The following is a 14,763-nucleotide window of genomic DNA, read 5'->3' as shown; positions in this document are numbered from 1 at the left end:
ACTGGGAGAAATGAGTATAGAGTAGGCAATGGCCGACACGCTGACCTCTATCCTCAAGAAGCTCCTGAATCAACCGACCGCCCCATTTCATGAATATCATGTGCGGGCGCAAATTGAGCAGCTCCTTCTGGACGTGCCCCATGTGGAGCTGTCCACCGATGCCTTTGGCAATTTGCTGGCGACTTATCGCAAGGGTAAGCGCAAGTCCAACCCGGTCTGGGTGTTGGGCGCACACATGGATCACCCAGCATGGGTGAAGAACCCCGGCAAGAACGGGGACTGGGAGTTTCTGGGTGGCGTGCCGAAATCGATTGTCGATCTTCCTGAAAACATCGCCCTCCGTCGCGAGAACGGTGACATTGCACCGTGGGGTTTCCCCGTCACCATCGAGGAAGGCAAAGTGGGCGCTGCGGCCTGTGATGACTTGGTTGGCTGTGCCGTGATTATCGCCACCATCAAGGAACTGGCTCGTCTGGGTCTGGATGCAACGGTGCATGCCGCCTTCACCCGCGCTGAGGAAGTGGGCTTCCTGGGTGCCTGGCACCTGGGCAAGCATTGGCCCTTCGGCAAAGAAGCCGCGTTTCTCTCCGTTGAAACCAGCCGCCCGGTGAACGGTGCAGAAATGGGAGATGGCCCCATCGTTCGTGTCGGCGACCGCCTTTCGGTGTTTGACCATGACTTGATCGCGACGGTGATGCGCACCGCAGCAGAGCAGGGGATCCGGGTGCAGCGCTGCCTTCTGGATGCCGGGGCCTGCGAGGCCACCGCGCTCCAGGCCTGCGGGATTCGCAGTGCTGGTCTGAGCGTGCCTCTGGGCAACTATCACAATCTGGACGACGACCAGAATGTCTCTGCGGAATATGTGATGCTGGAAGACGTGAAAGCCACGGTGAACCTGGTTGTGGCCCTGGTGGGTACAGAGCATCAGGGGCTGGGTGAGCGCACTCTTGAAGAGCGCGTGACCCTTCGCATGAAGGAGTACAAAAAGCACCTTGAGGCTTCCAACGCCAAGTTCGAAGAGACTTTGGTCTGATCCGCGGATCGCTCGTCAGGCGGCCAGCCACAACTTCAGCAGGCTCAGGGTCACGGTGGTCGTGAGCATGCTGACCAAGGTTGTGTAGTAGACTGAAGAGGTGGCGAACGACACATCGCCACCAAATTCATGGGCCAGCAGGGCCGTATTTACGGCTGTGGGAGCCCCGGTAGCGAGGACCAGAGAAGCTGCGACCGCTGGGGGAAACCCCATGATCTGAGTTAATCCAAGAGCCAGTAGAGGGCTGAGGATGAGGCGGATGCCCAAGGCGGCGAACAGCGGAGCCCGGAAGGGGGCGGGCCGGGTTTGGGACATCTGGACCCCCAAGGTGAGGAGGGCAAATCCTACCAAAGCGGCCTGGAGCAGGTCCAGCGGCTGCCAGAGCCAGGTCACCTCCTGAAGGCGCAGTCCAGTGGATTTTGCCAGCACCCCGGCCACCAGTGCATAGAGCGTAGGTTGCCGCAGCATGCCATTGAGGGCTCGCCAGTGGGCCCCCGGTTTTTCACCGCGTTCCTGAGCGAGAAAGAGGCCGATAGTGAAAGTGGCCACGTTCATAGTCGCCAGTACATAGACCTGTACCGCAGCCCCTTCGTGGCCAAAGGCCAGCGTCACCAGGGGCAGGCCATAGTTTCCACAGTTGTAGAACATGGTGGCCAGGCGCAAAGCCTGCCTCTGCTGAGCATGCATTTTGAGCACTCTGGCAGCGATCGTGCTACCGATGAACATGAGGGCGATGGTGGCCAGGGTGAACCCCACGATCTGCAGCGCTTCCTGACCGCCCAGCTCGGTGTCGAGCACCCGGGTGAAAATGAAAGCCGGGACCAAAAGGTAGATGTTCAGTTTGACCAAAGTCTCCAAGTGGAGGCGAAATTTCCGGTCCAAGAGCCATCCCAGACCCACCACAAAGAAAATGGGAGCACAAACATTCAGGAAGAGGTCAAAGAACATCGCCGCAGATTCACGGGGGTCAGTTCTGCATTCAAGAGCGATCTGATGGAATCCCTCCCGCAGACCCAAGCCTCAAAAAACACTAGCCACGAAGCCATTCCGCACTACCCTCTGCTCCCACCAAGAAATGCATTCTGAGTTCGATTTTCAGTACGCGATCGAAAATACGAAGGTTCTCCACGAGCCTGATCGTCGCATTGATACGTTTGGCACCACCCAGTTCGAGTTTCAACTGGTGACCGAACTCATGGACTCCACCAATGTCACGCGGGTGCGCCATGGCCGGATCGAGGCGGAACGCCCCATGATCGTCACCCCCACGGTGACCGACGACTGGAGTTTCGAGGGATTCGGGGCGGAAGCGGAGGCTTTTGGCCAGTGGGTAAAGAACCATCTCAAGGATCTTGCGATCCTGCGCTACCGGTTCAATTTCAAGCGTACCACCGTGAGCGAGGAGATCGTTCATGAGTCATTTGCCACCGTGTGCGACAAGCTGCTGACCGAACAGCGCGCCTCTGGCAATCCCATGCGAGCCATCATCCAGGGTGTTGACGACACCTGGGAGATCTCGCTGCTGCGGTTCTTTTTCGAAATGATTGAGAAGTCCCACAACATCAACATGTTCGATTTCAAGCGTCGGGGCCTGCTGGGCTGATGTGACGCCACGGATACGATGAGCCGTTTCAAAATCCTCGTCTTCCTTCTTGCGGTAGGTATCGCAGGTTCGGTGCTTGCGGCCGCCTATTGGTACTACACTCGTGTCCTCGGGCATGAGTCGGTGGTGCAGGGCCAGATCAAGAACCTGCAGGGCAAGCACACCAATCTGCCGGATCCAGGGGTGCGCCGTTTTGATGAGGCGATGGAGCTCATCAACACCTCCAACTACACCGAGGGTCGCAAGGCTCTCTACCGCTTGCTGGACAGCTTTCCTGAGACCTCTACAGGGCCCGAGGCCCGCCGGATCATCGGTGAGCTGAACATGGATATGCTTTTTTCCCAGGAGGCCAACCCGCAAAGAAAGGACTACATCGTCCAGCCAGGTGACTCCATGGGGAGGATTGCCAGCAAAAACCAGACCAGTGTGGAGTGCATCATGCGGGCCAATGGCATGCTGAGCACCAACTTGCAGCCAGGCGATCACCTTTTTGTTTTTCCCCTGGACTTCGAGATCGTGGTAGATCTGTCGTCCAAGACCGTCCAGCTTTGGCGCGGGACCCGGGAGAAAGGCTATTTCTTCAAGGAATACCAGGCTCTGGAAATCCGCCTGCCCCCTGGCATGAAGGCACCCGCCGAGACGGTGATTCAGGCAAAAAGCGCCTGGCACAATGGCAAGGCCGTGACCTCGGAGAATCCCATTTTCATCAGTGCTGACAAATGGCTGGTTGGTCACAAGACCGGATTTAATCTCCGGGGGCTGCCCAAGGCAAAGCCGCTGGTTGATAAGACGACGACTCCTTCCCAGCCCGCTGCGGCGACCAAAGGGAAGTCCAAAGGCGGCTCCAAGGCTGCCAACAAAGTTGTGGACGACGACGATGATGACCTGGCGGGCATCCCGGAAACCGGGGTGTTTCTGGCCCGGGAGGACATCGAAGAACTGTTCACAATCGTCCGCACGCAGACGAAATTGTTCGTCGCGCGCTAACTCTAAATTCAACTTTTTGTCAGCAACATGAAACAAGTTTTGGAATTCGAAAAACCGCTGGTCAAGGCGCGGGAAGAGCTGGAAGAGCTGCGCCGCAAGCAGGCTTTGAAGAACACAAGCAAAGTCACGCTTGCGATTGCCGATCTCGAGAAGAAACTGGCAGAGCTACAGGAGGAAACCTACGCCAACCTCAGCCCGTGGCAGCGGGTGCAAATCGCGCGCCACATCCAGCGCCCGTATATGCTAGATTACGCCAGACTCTGTTTTGACGAGTTTGTCGAATTGCACGGGGACCGCCACATCGGGGATGACAATGCGATGCCAGGAGGGTTTGCCACGCTCAACGGCCAGCGCGTGATGCTGATCGGGCAGCAGAAGGGGCGTGATACGAAGGAAAACTTGCTGCGCAACTTCGGCAGCGCACATCCGGAAGGGTACCGCAAAGCCCTTCGCCTCATGCGTATGGCGGAGAAGTTCGGCCTGCCGGTCATCTGCATGATTGATACCCCTGGAGCCTTCCCAGGCATTGGGGCTGAGGAGCGCAATATCGCGGAGGCTATTGCCTTCAACTTGTTGGAAATGATGAAGATCCGCACTCCGATGGTCTCTGTGGTCATCGGTGAAGGCGGTTCCGGTGGGGCTCTGGGCATCGGTGTGACGGACCGCGTCATAATGCTGGAGAATGCCTACTACTCGGTGATTTCACCGGAAGGCTGCGCCGCCATTCTTTGGAAACATCGGCAGCATGCTCCCGAGGCTGCGCAGGCGCTGAAGCTCAGTGCTCCCGACCTTATGGAGCTAGGGATCATTGACCATATCGTCCCTGAGCCCCATGGAGGCGCCCACCACGACCACCATGCGGTGGCGGCATCTCTGAAATCCGCCCTCGTTTCCGCTTTGGCGGAACTGACCCCTCTGGGTTCGGAAGAGCTTCTGCAGAAGCGGTACGAAAAGTTCCGCGCCTACGGCAAGTTCACAGAGGGCGAGTAAGCCCTTCCGACCAGGGAGTCGTGGGTGACGGAAACGTGACCCACGGCTTGATACGCCATCGCCGGACGGGGTAGAGTGAGGCATGGCAGAAGGGGACAGCGCAGTCGCAGGATCAGCACTGAAGGGCGAAGTTGTTTACTTTTATGCGTTCGACATTGCCTATGAACTGCGGCGTCCCGGACTAACGCACCTCCTCGGTCAGCCGTTGGTGGCTCAGCCTGTGGGCGTTTCGAAACGGAGCCCACGGCAGCAATTGTTCTATCAGCCGCGCATGGCCCGGCTGGAACCTTTAGACCTGTCTCTGGAAGGGGGCAAAGTCGTGAAGGTAGAGCGGTCGGTGAAGGTGCTCCCGATTGGGGCGATCAGTCTGACGCTAAAAGTGTCGTTTGAAGTGGATCGCCTGGAACAGCTTAGCCAGTTCCACAGGTACCAGTTTGCTGGCGGAGCCCTCCAAAGACATGCCAGGGAGCTGTCTGAGACGCTACGGCAGGAGCTTGGGACCGTGGCAGTCCGCCCCGTCGAGACGCTCCAGGAGGAGGAGGCCTACACCGTGTTCTGCGTAGAGTCACCCGGTGAGGCTGTGGGCGGCCGGTGGTTCAATGCGGAGGAGTGGTTTCGCGCCAACCGGAGGACCATCGCCACGCTCATCACCCAGGAAACATCCGACCCGCCGCTGTCACATCAGGAGGCACTCGAATCCACCAGCAAGCACCTCTCTTACTACCAGTCCGACTTGATCGTGGTGGACTGGGACGCTGCCCTCATTGTGGACCGGCCGGCGGACTTTGAGGAATCGCTGTTTGTGATGGAACTGGCCAATGTCCAGCTGGAGGAACTGGAGGCCTACGACCAGCTCATCGATACGGCGCTGGAACGCTCCTACGCGGACCTCCAGCGCCCGCCCCGAATCCGGGAGCACAAGCGGCTTCTGCCCCATCTGCGGGAGGTGCGTATCGATCTGGCCCGGTTCAGCGACGAGCTTTCCAACATCACGAAGTTCTTCGGTGACTGGCACCTGGCCCGGCTCTACGACACGGTCTCCCGACGGTTCCACCTGCCTGACTGGCATCGCAGCATCGACGAGAAGCTGAAGACGCTGGACGACCTGTATGAGATGCTGAAACAGGAGCAGAATCACCGCATCATGCTGGTGCTGGAAGCGTCCATTGTGCTCATGTTCGTGATTGATATCGTGCTGCTCCTCGCGGAACTCGCCAAGTAGTCGGGATTGGCGTGGATCTGGACGGTGAAAGGGCACTTCCGGGCAGGGGATTCGTGTGCTCGTTGAATGCACAACCTGCTCGCATTTTCCCGCTCCGTACGTAACGTCACGGGATGCGCCCCCGCAGACCCATTTCTGGTGTCACATTTACCCGTCTCCTGCCCTGGCTGAAGCAGCTGGCAGTGGCGGTACTGTGCCTGTGTGTCCTGACTTCATGCTTGGAGAAGCTCAAAGAATTCCTCCCCAAGCCCCCTCCACCCGCACCCCCGCCGCCGGTGGAAGCTCCGCTCTCGGCTGAGGAGGAGAGACTGCAGCAGACGTTGGAGAATGGCAAAATGTTCGCAGCGGATGGCAGCGAGATCGAGGTGCCCAAGGCCGAGCTGTTTGAGCTCAACAAGTCAGCGTTGGTCTCCATCATGTGTTACCACGACTTCGCGGAGAAACCCTCCCGAAGCGACATGGTGATCACTGCCACCACCTTCCGGACGCAAATGCAGGCCCTGAAGGACGCGAAGATCCCGGTGATCCCTCTCGCGGACGTCCTGGCCTGGAAGCGCGGAGAGAAGAACATCCCTGAAGAATCAGTGGTCATCACCATGGATGACGGCTGGCTTGGCGTGCATGAGTATTGCTTCCCGATCCTCAAGGAATTCAACTACCCGTTCACGGTATATCTCTATAAAAACTACGTGAACCGTGGTGGTCGTTCTCTGACGCTCACCCAGATTCGGGAGATGATGAAGTACGGTGCCGAGTTGGGCAGCCACAGCGTGTCCCACCAGGCGCTCACCGCCCGGCATGGCAAGACGGATGAGCAGTACCGCAAGTGGCTGGAAGTGGAAATCGTCGAATCAAAGAAGTTCCTGGAGGAGACCTTTGGCGTCCCCTGTAGAACCTTCGCCTACCCGTATGGCAACAAGTCCGACGAGATCGCCCAGATGTGTCTGGATGCCGGCTACGAAGCCGCCGTCACGGTAAACCCGCAAAAGACCACCTGGGACACTCCCAACGGCAAGCTTCCGCGCTTTGTGCAGATCGGGGACAAGGATGTGAACTTCCGCCTGGCAACCAACTTCCGCGGAGGTGGTGGCAACATCGCCGACAGCAAGTTTCTCAGAACCGACGAAGTGGACGAGCATGGCAACAAGCTCGTCGTGCTTCAGCCCCAGCCGGGAGCGACCATCACGGATCGCAGGCCCTTGATCGAGGCCAATCTCGCCCGGGTGGGCCCCGTGCTGCCGGACAGTCTGGCTCTCCGCGTCAGTGGCTTCGGGCTGGTCCCGGTGGAGTTCGATCCCACAACGCAGACGGTGCGTTTCCGTGTGCCGCAGATGCTGCGTTTGGAGGAATGCACCGCGCAGCTTTCTTTCCGCCGCGCCAGCGCAGACAAGGCTGAGGTCCTCAGCTGGAAGTTCAAAGTGGACCAGACCTCGTCTTACCAACCGACCGCCGGCTCGGCCGCCACGGCAACTCCTCCTCCCGCGCCCAAAGCATAAATTTCTGCCGGCTCCTCCTCCTCCTTACTCTTTACATCTGCCATGTTCGAAGCACTCCAGGAAAAACTCGAAGGCGCTTTCAAAAAGCTCCGCGGTCACAGCAAGATCAGTGAATCCAACATCAGCGATTCGATGCGTGAAATCCGCATGGGATTGCTGGAGGCAGATGTGGACTTCAAAGTGGCCAAGGATCTTGTCGAGAACGTCAAGACCAAGGCCTTGGGTGAGGAAGTGCTGCGAACCGTATCACCCAGCCAGCAGATCGTTAAAATCTTCCACGATGAGTTGGTTGTCCTGCTGGGCGAGGGTACCGCCACTCTCGATTTGAACCCTCCCCAACGGCTGCTCATTGCCGGTTTGAACGGGGCAGGTAAAACCACCACTTCAGGCAAGCTGGCCGCCTATCTCAAGAAACAGGGCAAGAAGCCCTTGCTGGTAGCCTGCGATGTGTTCCGACCCGCGGCTGTGAAGCAGCTCGTGGTGTTGGGAGAGAGCATCGGGGTGCCGGTGTTCCAGCCCGAGGAAGGGGAGAAAGACGCCGTCCGTGCAGCAAAGCAAGGGCTGGAGTGGGTGGAGAAGCAGGGTGGGGGCATTGCCATCTTTGACACCGCCGGTCGTCAGGAAGTGGACGAGGGCCTCCTGGAAGAGCTCATCAAGATCAAGAACGTGGTGCAGCCGCGTGAAGTGTTGCTCGTGGCAGACGCGGCCACCGGTCAGCAGGCCGTGAGCGTGGCCAAGACCTTCAATGATGCCATCGGGATCACCGGCCTCGTCATGACGAAGCTGGATGGCGATGCCCGTGGGGGGGCGCTGCTTTCCATGAAACAGGTCACCGGATGCCCGGTGAAGTTTGTGGGCATGGGGGAGAAGATTGACCAGTTGGAAGTCTTCCACCCGGATCGCATGGCCCAGCGCATCCTGGGCATGGGTGACGTCGTCTCTCTCGTGGAGAAGGCCGCAGATGCCATCAATGAGGAAGATGCCATGCGCATCGCCAAGCGTGTGCAGGAGGCGAAGTTCGACTTCAATGATTTCCTCGGCCAGATGAAGTTCATGCGCAAGCTGGGGCCGTTGGAGTCCATCCTGGGCATGCTGCCTGGCATGGGGGCTCTCAAGGGGCTCAATGTGGAGGAGAAGCGGATGAAGCATGTGGAGGCGATCATCCTGAGCATGACCGCCAAGGAGCGTACCAAGCCGGAATTGCTCAACGGCAGCCGTCGCAAGCGTATCGCCAATGGCAGTGGGCGCCCCGTGGTGGAAGTGAATCAGCTCCTCAAGCAGTTTGAGATGATGCGCAAACTCATGCGGAACAAGGGCATGATGAAGGGTCTCATGGGCAGCATGATGGGCGGCGGCGGCGGTGCTGGTGGCATGCCGGATCTCAGCAGCCTTGGTGGGATGGGGGGCATGCCTCCGGGCTTTGGCGGCGGTGGCAAAGGAGGAATGCCCAAAATGAGCAAGCGGCCCAAGGGCTTCAAGTTCTAGAAAGGCTGTTCAGGATACAGGAGATCGCGGGGCGTCAGCAAAAGGAGGCGGGGGTTCCAGTCCCGCTCAATCGCAGAGCCCCTGAGGTTTTGCGCGATGGCTGCGCTCAAATCAGTTGCCTGCTTTCTCCTCCGTTCATGCGCGGGACCGGAGATCCCGCCTCCTTTAAACGGCAGGCGTTTGGCACTCGGTAGATTGGCGGCGTTGGAGGCTGGCGGACGGTTCCAAAGCCAGGCACTACTTTCTCGGCGTCGCCGACACAGTGGCAAGGTAGAAGAGCCGTCCCGGCTCTTGGCCGCAGGGTCCCTAGGGAACAACAACCGAGACGGTTCTTCTACAGTGGAGGCAGGGCTGTCACCTCCAGGCGATTGGCGCATCCGGGAAATAAACTTTCCACGGATGGTTAAGGCCCCTTCTTTTCCTCTTTTGCACCTGCTTCCGGGGGCGGCACGAGGGGCGTGACTTCGGCGGTCGGGTTGGCCATGTCCCAGATTTTCAGCTCGATGGGACGTGCCATCAGAGGCTTGATCTTCTCATCCATGATGAGGGTGTACTCCTTCAGCGCTGCATCCAGTTGAGCGCGGGTCACAGGCGCATCCACAGGGATGCCAGCCGTCGGTCCCTTGCTGAAGTCTTCCTTGAGGGCAAAAACCTGGTCGTCCAGAAATGCCGCGGTCTGGGTGGTCTCCTCAAGCTTCTTGCGGGTGTCCTCTAGTTCCTGCCGCAGTTTTACCAACGCGTGTTCCTGATGCACCACGCGTGATTCCACGGTCAGCGTCAAATACCCAACCGCCAGCGCGATGAGCAGGCTGAGGATGGCCGGAATGTGGTTCATGCTCATGCGTTTTCGATCCGGGGGAAGCGAAGGCAGGTGCGAAGGACACAAGACGATCGTCCGCACACATTCCCGCAAGGGTGCCCGGAGAATCGAGTCTTAAACACCATAACACTCAATACGATCCCGTCGAGAAGCTTGCGCGTAGGAGACCCGTGAATTGGCATTTCCCTGCCGGGTTGGCGTCCGTCAAGCTGGGGGGCTTGGTCTTGGGAAGCCCGAGACTGGACCGGGCGGCAACACGAAAGTTCCGCATCGGGGCAGAGAAAGCACGAGGGTATCTGGGTGTAGTCGAGCACTTTGACCTCCTTGGTTCGAGGTGCTTCGGGATTTTCCCGCCGCGGTTTGAAGTACAGGTGCTGGTAACCATAGCCGAACAGCAGAAAGCCCAGGCCTGTCGAGTGAATGTCCGCTTTGCCCAAGGTCATCTTCTCCCCACAGCAGGGACATGGGAGCGGGTGGGGAGCAGTTGGCATGGAGCAAAAACGCAGTCTCGGGCGAAGATCTCACGAATGTCATCCTGCTCTTTGCCGAAGTGCCCTTTGCTTCGATTCGAGAACAAGGTATTCTAGTAGGGTCAAAATTTCAGCAACCAAGCAATCCCTATGAAATCCAACGACGCCAGAAAAGAGAAGAAGAAGGCCCCAAGCAAAACTCCCAAGGAGAAGAAGTTCGCCAAGGCCGAGAAGAAGAAAAATAAGTAGTCAGCCTACGAGCGAGAGGTGGCAGTCAGCGTGGGCCGGAAGGTTCCACCTCGTTGAATCATGGAAAAGCGTACTCAGGCATTCGATGCTCCTGAGGTGCCGCCAGACTGCGTTTGGGACTGCCATCTCCGACCGAAAAGCTGTTGTGCTGGCGATCCAGTGCTGCTTGCCAGACGCCGCGCTCCGTCACCGTGATGATGTCTGAGGCGGGGTCATGGGTCATGGGTCATGACGACATTGCGCCATCGGGTCGCCTGGTGGTCAATGTAGCACCAGCCCCAGGGGCCGTCTGGCGAGCGCATGTAGAAGCCGACGGTGTAGGGCTCCAGGCTCCAGTTGCATTTCTGGACGACCATGTACTCGGAACCGTCTGGCAACCGCAAGGAGGCTACCACGCCGCTGCCGCCCGGTTACAAGATGGTGAGAATGGTTGCGATGACAAAGGTTGCCAACGCTCCAAAGACGTAGGCGGTGGTTTTCATGATGGGCTTTTGAGTCTAGTTGCCGGGAGCTTTGGGCGGGTTGAGCAGGTCGCGGAATGTGTAGGCGTAGCCTGTTGTGGACATCTCCTTTGCCACCAGTCCCACGGAAATGAATCCCGAGGGCATGTCTCCAAGATACAGGATGCCTTCTTCCAATGTCGGAGTTTCAAGCCGGAGATTCTGATTCTCCTTCTTGATCCAAATGCGAAACCGAAACTCACCGAAGGCGTTCGTCATGCCAGCAAGCTTGGGGCCATGCAACGGCGAGGCGAAGGAAATAGGAACGAGTTCCATCGCTGCTCCGCTATTGTTGTTCGTCACGGTGCCGGCAACAATGTACGAGCTGGAGGATTCGCTTTCGCGTGTGACGGAAAAATTGTGCAGCAGGTTCCGGAACAATTGGGGTGGCACATCGAGGGGCGTGACTTTGGTGGCCGGTTCAAAGCTGACCACTTTCCCCGGAATTTTGGTTTGGTCGACCTGGTCATTGGCTGAAAGCAGGGGCGCCGCAATCAAGGCAAGGATGGGGAGGCAGATGTTTCTCATCGTACTTTCGCAGGGGAAGGTTGGGGTGATTTTTTAAGTTCGGTAGGAATGGATGGGCGACTCCATGTGCCGAAGACATGATCTGAGGCCTTGGCGGTATCGTGACAGTTACGGCAGGAGGTGAGACGACCGCTCTCGATTTTTGCGACATCGTCAATGAAAAAGTACTCCCAGTCGCCGTGGTTGGGATCGTATCCGGAAGATCGTTTCACCATGCCGCCCACGCCATTTTTGATCGGTGTTTCCATCTTGCCCTGGTCGTTGACGTAGCTGTGGTAACTCTTGGTTTTTACCATCACGGATCCCACCGGGTAAGTCTTGGCACCGGCCTTGAATGCGGCTGCGGCCAGTGGGTTCATCCGGATTTCGATCATCGAGTGGGCGTGTGGCCCGTGCTGGAGACGTTGCTTCTCCACCTCAGACTTCGATGCGCCACGGCACAACATGGCCAGCCAGGGATTCACCGCGACGGGCTCACGAGTGAGCTTTTCGTAGGTGAGGTGTTCCGCGGCGATTTGCTTGACGGAAGGTTGCGTGACAGAACGATGATCAGCGCCTGACAGGTCGAGGGTCCACATCACAAGCGGGACAATCAGGGATGAAGCCAGAAAGGATCGTTGCATGGCGAGATAGCAGCAGGTTGAGCGTTGCACCGCAGTTTCCGCCATGGCCCCATTGCTTGAGTCATTGATCCGTCAGGAGATTGTAACAAAGTTGTCAATGCGGAAGGGACGGATCAATTGACACAAAAAAGGCGGAGTGCCCGAGGACACTCCGCCAAAAAGAACTGTGAGTACTCAACCCAGCTTCTCAAGATCAATCCACTTGCGTTGCTCCCAGGAAGCGAGGCCGGCCTCGGCGAGTTGCACACCTTTGGCGCCTTCGCGAAGGGTCCAGCGGAAGGGGGCGTCGATGGCAACGTGCTTCAGGAAGAGCTCCCACTGGATCTTGAAGGCGTTGTCGTAGGTCGTTGCGTCCGGTACCTCCTGCCAGCTGCCGTTGAAGTCGATGGGCTGGTCAATGTCTGGATTCCAGATGGGCCGGGGCGTGGTGCCGAGGCTTTGGGCCCAGCACTTGCGGAGGCCCACGATGGCAGAGCCGTGGGTGCCATCCACCTGCATGGTGAAGAGGTCATCACGACGCACGCGGACCGTCCAGGAGCTGTTGAACTGGCAGACCACTCCGGTCTCCGTTTCAAAGATGGCGTAGCAGGCGTCGTCGGAGGTGCAGTCGTATTTGTTGCCGCGCTCATCCACACGCTGGGGGAGGTGGGTGGCTCCCAGGCAGCTGACGGATTTCACTTCGCCGAAGAGATTGTCCACGACATAGCGCCAGTGGCAGAGCATGTCCACGATGATGCCGCCACCGTCCTCCTTGCGGTAGTTCCAGGAGGGGCGCTGGGCCGGTTGATCCTCATCCAGACCGGTGAAGACCCAGTAGCCAAACTCGCCTCGGACGCTGAGGATCTTGCCGAAGAAGCCTTGATCGCGGAGGACCTTGAACTTGCGAATGCCTGGCAGCCACAGCTTGTCCTGCACCACGCCATTCTTTACTCCGGCATCTTCACAAAGCTTTGCGAGCCGCAGGGCCTCGTGGGTCTCCACGGCGGTGGGCTTTTCACAGTAGATGGCCTTGCCGGCCTGCACGGCCATTTCCACGAACCGGGCACGCTGGAGGGTGCCGGAGGCATCGAAGAAGATCTCGTAGGAAGGATCTTTCAGCACCGATTCCAGGTTGGTGCTGTACTTCTGCACCCCGGTGCGCACCGCGAGGGCGCGCAGCTTGTCCTCATTGCGCCCAGTGAGGATCGGATCAGGCATCAGCGTCAGATCGTCATTCACCTTCAGGCCGCCCTGCTGGATGATGGCCAGGATGGAGCGGATGAGGTGCTGGTTGGTACCCATGCGTCCGGTGACGCCGTTCAGGATGATGCCGATTCTGCGTGTTTCCATGGAATAAGGTTGGCGTGGATTGAAGGAAAAAGGAATGGGGTATCAGGAAAGAACGGCCTCGCTGGTCAGGCCACATGCTCCTGAAAGGCCTGTGTGATCTGGGCCAGGTAGGAGGTCTGGTCCATGGACCAGTAGCGGGTGGAGAAGATCTCCACCTCGGAGTAGCCGCGGAAGCCGGTCGCTTCCACCCAGCCCTTGATCTGGCGGATGGGAATGCAGCCTTCACCCATGAGACCGCGATCATTGAGAAAGTCGGTCGTGGGCGTTTTCCAGTCGCACACGTGAAAGGCGAAGAGGCGGTTCTTGTTGCCGGTGATCTTGATCTGGGCCTCGAGGGCATCATCCCACCACACGTGGTACACATCCACCGCCAGGCCGAGGTTGGCGGGTGAGCCGAGGTGGTCGCAGATCTCGTTGGCCTGACGCATCGTATTTACAGCTGAGCGGTCGTCGGCGTACATGGGATGCAGAGGCTCGATCGCCAGTTTCACCCCGGCTTGTTGTGCTGCCGGAAGGACCGCGGCGATGCCATCAGCGATTTGGCGGCGCGACTCGGAGAGGGGCTGCCCGGGGACGGCACCGCAGACCAGGACGATCAGCGGGGCACCCAACGCGTGGGCTTCATCAATGGCCCGAAGATTGTCGTCGATGGCCGCCTGTCGGCTGGTGGGGGAGTGGCTGGGAAAGAAACCGCCGCGGCAGAGGCTGATGATCTCCAGTCCTGCGCCCCGGAGGTTCTGGCCAGCTTTCGCAATGTCGTGGCCTGCCAGGTGCTGCCGCCAGACCGTGATGCCGCCCACACCGGCCGCCGGGTAGTGGCGGGCACAGTCGTCGAGCGACCAGGGCTTGGTCGTCATGGTGTGAATGCAGCAGCGGCTCATGGGGGTCAGACGGGAGGGGGATCGCACTGGATGAAGTTGACGGGTTGAGGTTAATCGCAACCTGCTAGAACTATGGCATTTGCACTAGCACTTTTTCGACAGTGCGCTTTTGTCTAGGCGGAGCCCGACCTGTGAAGAACTACCGCCCTCTGCTCATCCAGGATCTGAATCTGCAAATCGCGGGGATCAAGGTCATGCGACTGCGGATCAACCGCCACCTGCCCGAGGCCCGGTGGAACGAGCACTCCCACGATCACGACCAGCTCCTGATCTACCTGATGGGACGGGGGCAGCAGAGGCTGGGGGACGCGCTCTACACCGCCAGGCCTGGCACGGTCATTCATGTGCCGCCAGGGCAACCGCATGCCTTCGACCAGCAGGCGAGCCGCCCGCCTCTGTGTCTGGTGTTGGATCTGGAGATGAGCACTGGCAGGGGCGTGGCACACACCTGCGACCAGCTCACCGCTGATCAACTCACGGAGACCAAGTCCCGGTTGAGCACTTTGTTCAGAGATCCGCAGATCGAGCGGCGGGAGATGAGCTTCCG

Annotated in this window: 17 protein-coding genes; 9 read left to right on the top strand and 8 right to left on the bottom strand. The window is 58.8% G+C overall.

Going from position 1 to position 14,763, the window contains the following annotated elements; translation table 11 throughout:
• Positions 1-28: 28 nt before the first annotated feature.
• Positions 29-1,033 carry a M20/M25/M40 family metallo-hydrolase gene (locus tag BV034_RS18640; RefSeq protein WP_050028504.1) on the top strand — a complete coding sequence of 335 codons (1,005 nt, stop codon included), beginning with the start codon at positions 29-31 and terminating at the stop codon, positions 1,031-1,033.
• A 15-nt stretch (positions 1,034-1,048) separates the two neighbouring features.
• On the opposite strand, the gene BV034_RS18635 is transcribed toward BV034_RS18640, so the two are convergent.
• Positions 1,049-1,981: an AEC family transporter gene (locus BV034_RS18635; RefSeq protein ID WP_050028503.1), complete on the bottom strand. Its 933-nt coding sequence runs from the start codon at positions 1,979-1,981 to the stop codon at positions 1,049-1,051.
• 127 nt (positions 1,982-2,108) lie between these two features.
• Between BV034_RS18635 and BV034_RS18630 the strand changes: the two genes are divergently transcribed.
• The 6 genes from BV034_RS18630 to ffh all read left to right on the top strand — a co-directional run bounded on the left by BV034_RS18630 (position 2,109) and on the right by ffh (position 8,816).
• On the top strand, positions 2,109-2,636 hold the full coding sequence (locus tag BV034_RS18630; RefSeq protein ID WP_050028502.1) for a hypothetical protein: 528 nt from the start codon (positions 2,109-2,111) through the stop codon (positions 2,634-2,636).
• An 18-nt stretch (positions 2,637-2,654) separates the two neighbouring features.
• Positions 2,655-3,623: a LysM peptidoglycan-binding domain-containing protein gene (locus BV034_RS18625; protein ID WP_050028501.1), complete on the top strand. Its 969-nt coding sequence runs from the start codon at positions 2,655-2,657 to the stop codon at positions 3,621-3,623.
• Positions 3,624-3,650: 27 nt separating this feature from the next.
• A complete protein-coding gene (locus tag BV034_RS18620; RefSeq protein WP_050028500.1) occupies positions 3,651-4,613 on the top strand; it encodes an acetyl-CoA carboxylase carboxyltransferase subunit alpha in 963 nt (320 codons plus the stop codon).
• Between the two features lie 82 nt (positions 4,614-4,695).
• On the top strand, positions 4,696-5,835 hold the full coding sequence (locus BV034_RS18615; protein ID WP_050028499.1) for a hypothetical protein: 1,140 nt from the start codon (positions 4,696-4,698) through the stop codon (positions 5,833-5,835).
• A 113-nt stretch (positions 5,836-5,948) separates the two neighbouring features.
• Complete coding sequence (locus tag BV034_RS18610; RefSeq protein ID WP_050028498.1) at positions 5,949-7,331, top strand: polysaccharide deacetylase family protein; 1,383 nt, start codon at positions 5,949-5,951, stop codon at positions 7,329-7,331.
• 42 nt (positions 7,332-7,373) lie between these two features.
• Positions 7,374-8,816 carry a signal recognition particle protein gene (gene ffh, locus BV034_RS18605; protein ID WP_050028497.1) on the top strand — a complete coding sequence of 481 codons (1,443 nt, stop codon included), beginning with the start codon at positions 7,374-7,376 and terminating at the stop codon, positions 8,814-8,816.
• A gap of 403 nt (positions 8,817-9,219) precedes the next feature.
• Here ffh and BV034_RS18600 read toward each other — a convergent pair whose 3' ends face one another.
• A complete protein-coding gene (locus tag BV034_RS18600; protein WP_265593170.1) occupies positions 9,220-9,651 on the bottom strand; it encodes a hypothetical protein in 432 nt (143 codons plus the stop codon).
• A 448-nt stretch (positions 9,652-10,099) separates the two neighbouring features.
• Between BV034_RS18600 and BV034_RS36170 the strand changes: the two genes are divergently transcribed.
• Entirely contained in the window at positions 10,100-10,351 is a 252-nt protein-coding gene (locus tag BV034_RS36170) for a hypothetical protein (protein ID WP_265593169.1), read from the top strand.
• A gap of 62 nt (positions 10,352-10,413) precedes the next feature.
• Here the strand turns inward: BV034_RS36170 and BV034_RS36165 are convergent, their stop codons facing one another.
• From BV034_RS36165 to BV034_RS18580, 6 genes are all read right to left on the bottom strand, one after another.
• A complete protein-coding gene (locus BV034_RS36165; protein ID WP_265593168.1) occupies positions 10,414-10,578 on the bottom strand; it encodes a hypothetical protein in 165 nt (54 codons plus the stop codon).
• Positions 10,568-10,750 carry a hypothetical protein gene (locus BV034_RS36160; RefSeq protein ID WP_265593167.1) on the bottom strand — a complete coding sequence of 61 codons (183 nt, stop codon included), beginning with the start codon at positions 10,748-10,750 and terminating at the stop codon, positions 10,568-10,570. Before BV034_RS36160 ends, BV034_RS36165 begins: the two co-directional genes overlap by 11 nt.
• A 102-nt stretch (positions 10,751-10,852) precedes the next feature.
• A complete protein-coding gene (locus BV034_RS18595; protein WP_050028495.1) occupies positions 10,853-11,383 on the bottom strand; it encodes a hypothetical protein in 531 nt (176 codons plus the stop codon).
• The gene (locus BV034_RS18590; protein ID WP_265593166.1) at positions 11,380-12,006 is read right to left on the bottom strand and encodes a cytochrome P460 family protein; all 627 of its coding nucleotides are present in this window, start codon (positions 12,004-12,006) and stop codon (positions 11,380-11,382) included. Before BV034_RS18590 ends, BV034_RS18595 begins: the two co-directional genes overlap by 4 nt.
• Positions 12,007-12,180: 174 nt before the next feature.
• Positions 12,181-13,335: a Gfo/Idh/MocA family oxidoreductase gene (locus tag BV034_RS18585; RefSeq protein WP_050028493.1), complete on the bottom strand. Its 1,155-nt coding sequence runs from the start codon at positions 13,333-13,335 to the stop codon at positions 12,181-12,183.
• Positions 13,336-13,400: 65 nt separating this feature from the next.
• A complete protein-coding gene (locus BV034_RS18580) occupies positions 13,401-14,216 on the bottom strand; it encodes a sugar phosphate isomerase/epimerase family protein (protein WP_265593165.1) in 816 nt (271 codons plus the stop codon).
• A gap of 131 nt (positions 14,217-14,347) precedes the next feature.
• Here BV034_RS18580 and BV034_RS18575 point away from each other — a divergent pair.
• The coding region (locus tag BV034_RS18575; protein WP_265593164.1) for a cupin domain-containing protein at positions 14,348-14,763 on the top strand (416 nt) is incomplete at its 3' end.

This window comes from Verrucomicrobium sp. BvORR034 (genome assembly GCF_000739635.1).
Lineage (GTDB): Bacteria > Verrucomicrobiota > Verrucomicrobiia > Verrucomicrobiales > Verrucomicrobiaceae > Verrucomicrobium.
The sequence above is the reverse complement of the archived record's forward strand: the minus strand, read 5'-3'. Positions and strand labels throughout refer to the sequence as shown.

Coding starts and splice junctions, on each gene's coding strand:
- BV034_RS18635 (WP_050028503.1), bottom strand. CDS start 1,981: ATGTTCTTTGACCTCTTCCTGAATGTTTGTGCTCCCATTTTCTTTGTG.
- BV034_RS18600 (WP_265593170.1), bottom strand. CDS start 9,651: ATGAACCACATTCCGGCCATCCTCAGCCTGCTCATCGCGCTGGCGGTT.
- BV034_RS18640 (WP_050028504.1), top strand. CDS start 29: ATGGCCGACACGCTGACCTCTATCCTCAAGAAGCTCCTGAATCAACCG.
- BV034_RS18590 (WP_265593166.1), bottom strand. CDS start 12,006: ATGCAACGATCCTTTCTGGCTTCATCCCTGATTGTCCCGCTTGTGATG.
- BV034_RS18610 (WP_050028498.1), top strand. CDS start 5,949: ATGCGCCCCCGCAGACCCATTTCTGGTGTCACATTTACCCGTCTCCTG.
- ffh (WP_050028497.1), top strand. CDS start 7,374: ATGTTCGAAGCACTCCAGGAAAAACTCGAAGGCGCTTTCAAAAAGCTC.
- BV034_RS18580 (WP_265593165.1), bottom strand. CDS start 14,216: ATGAGCCGCTGCTGCATTCACACCATGACGACCAAGCCCTGGTCGCTC.
- BV034_RS18630 (WP_050028502.1), top strand. CDS start 2,109: ATGCATTCTGAGTTCGATTTTCAGTACGCGATCGAAAATACGAAGGTT.
- BV034_RS36165 (WP_265593168.1), bottom strand. CDS start 10,578: ATGACCCATGACCCCGCCTCAGACATCATCACGGTGACGGAGCGCGGC.
- BV034_RS18625 (WP_050028501.1), top strand. CDS start 2,655: ATGAGCCGTTTCAAAATCCTCGTCTTCCTTCTTGCGGTAGGTATCGCA.
- BV034_RS18615 (WP_050028499.1), top strand. CDS start 4,696: ATGGCAGAAGGGGACAGCGCAGTCGCAGGATCAGCACTGAAGGGCGAA.
- BV034_RS18595 (WP_050028495.1), bottom strand. CDS start 11,383: ATGAGAAACATCTGCCTCCCCATCCTTGCCTTGATTGCGGCGCCCCTG.
- BV034_RS36170 (WP_265593169.1), top strand. CDS start 10,100: ATGGGAGCGGGTGGGGAGCAGTTGGCATGGAGCAAAAACGCAGTCTCG.
- BV034_RS18585 (WP_050028493.1), bottom strand. CDS start 13,335: ATGGAAACACGCAGAATCGGCATCATCCTGAACGGCGTCACCGGACGC.
- BV034_RS18620 (WP_050028500.1), top strand. CDS start 3,651: ATGAAACAAGTTTTGGAATTCGAAAAACCGCTGGTCAAGGCGCGGGAA.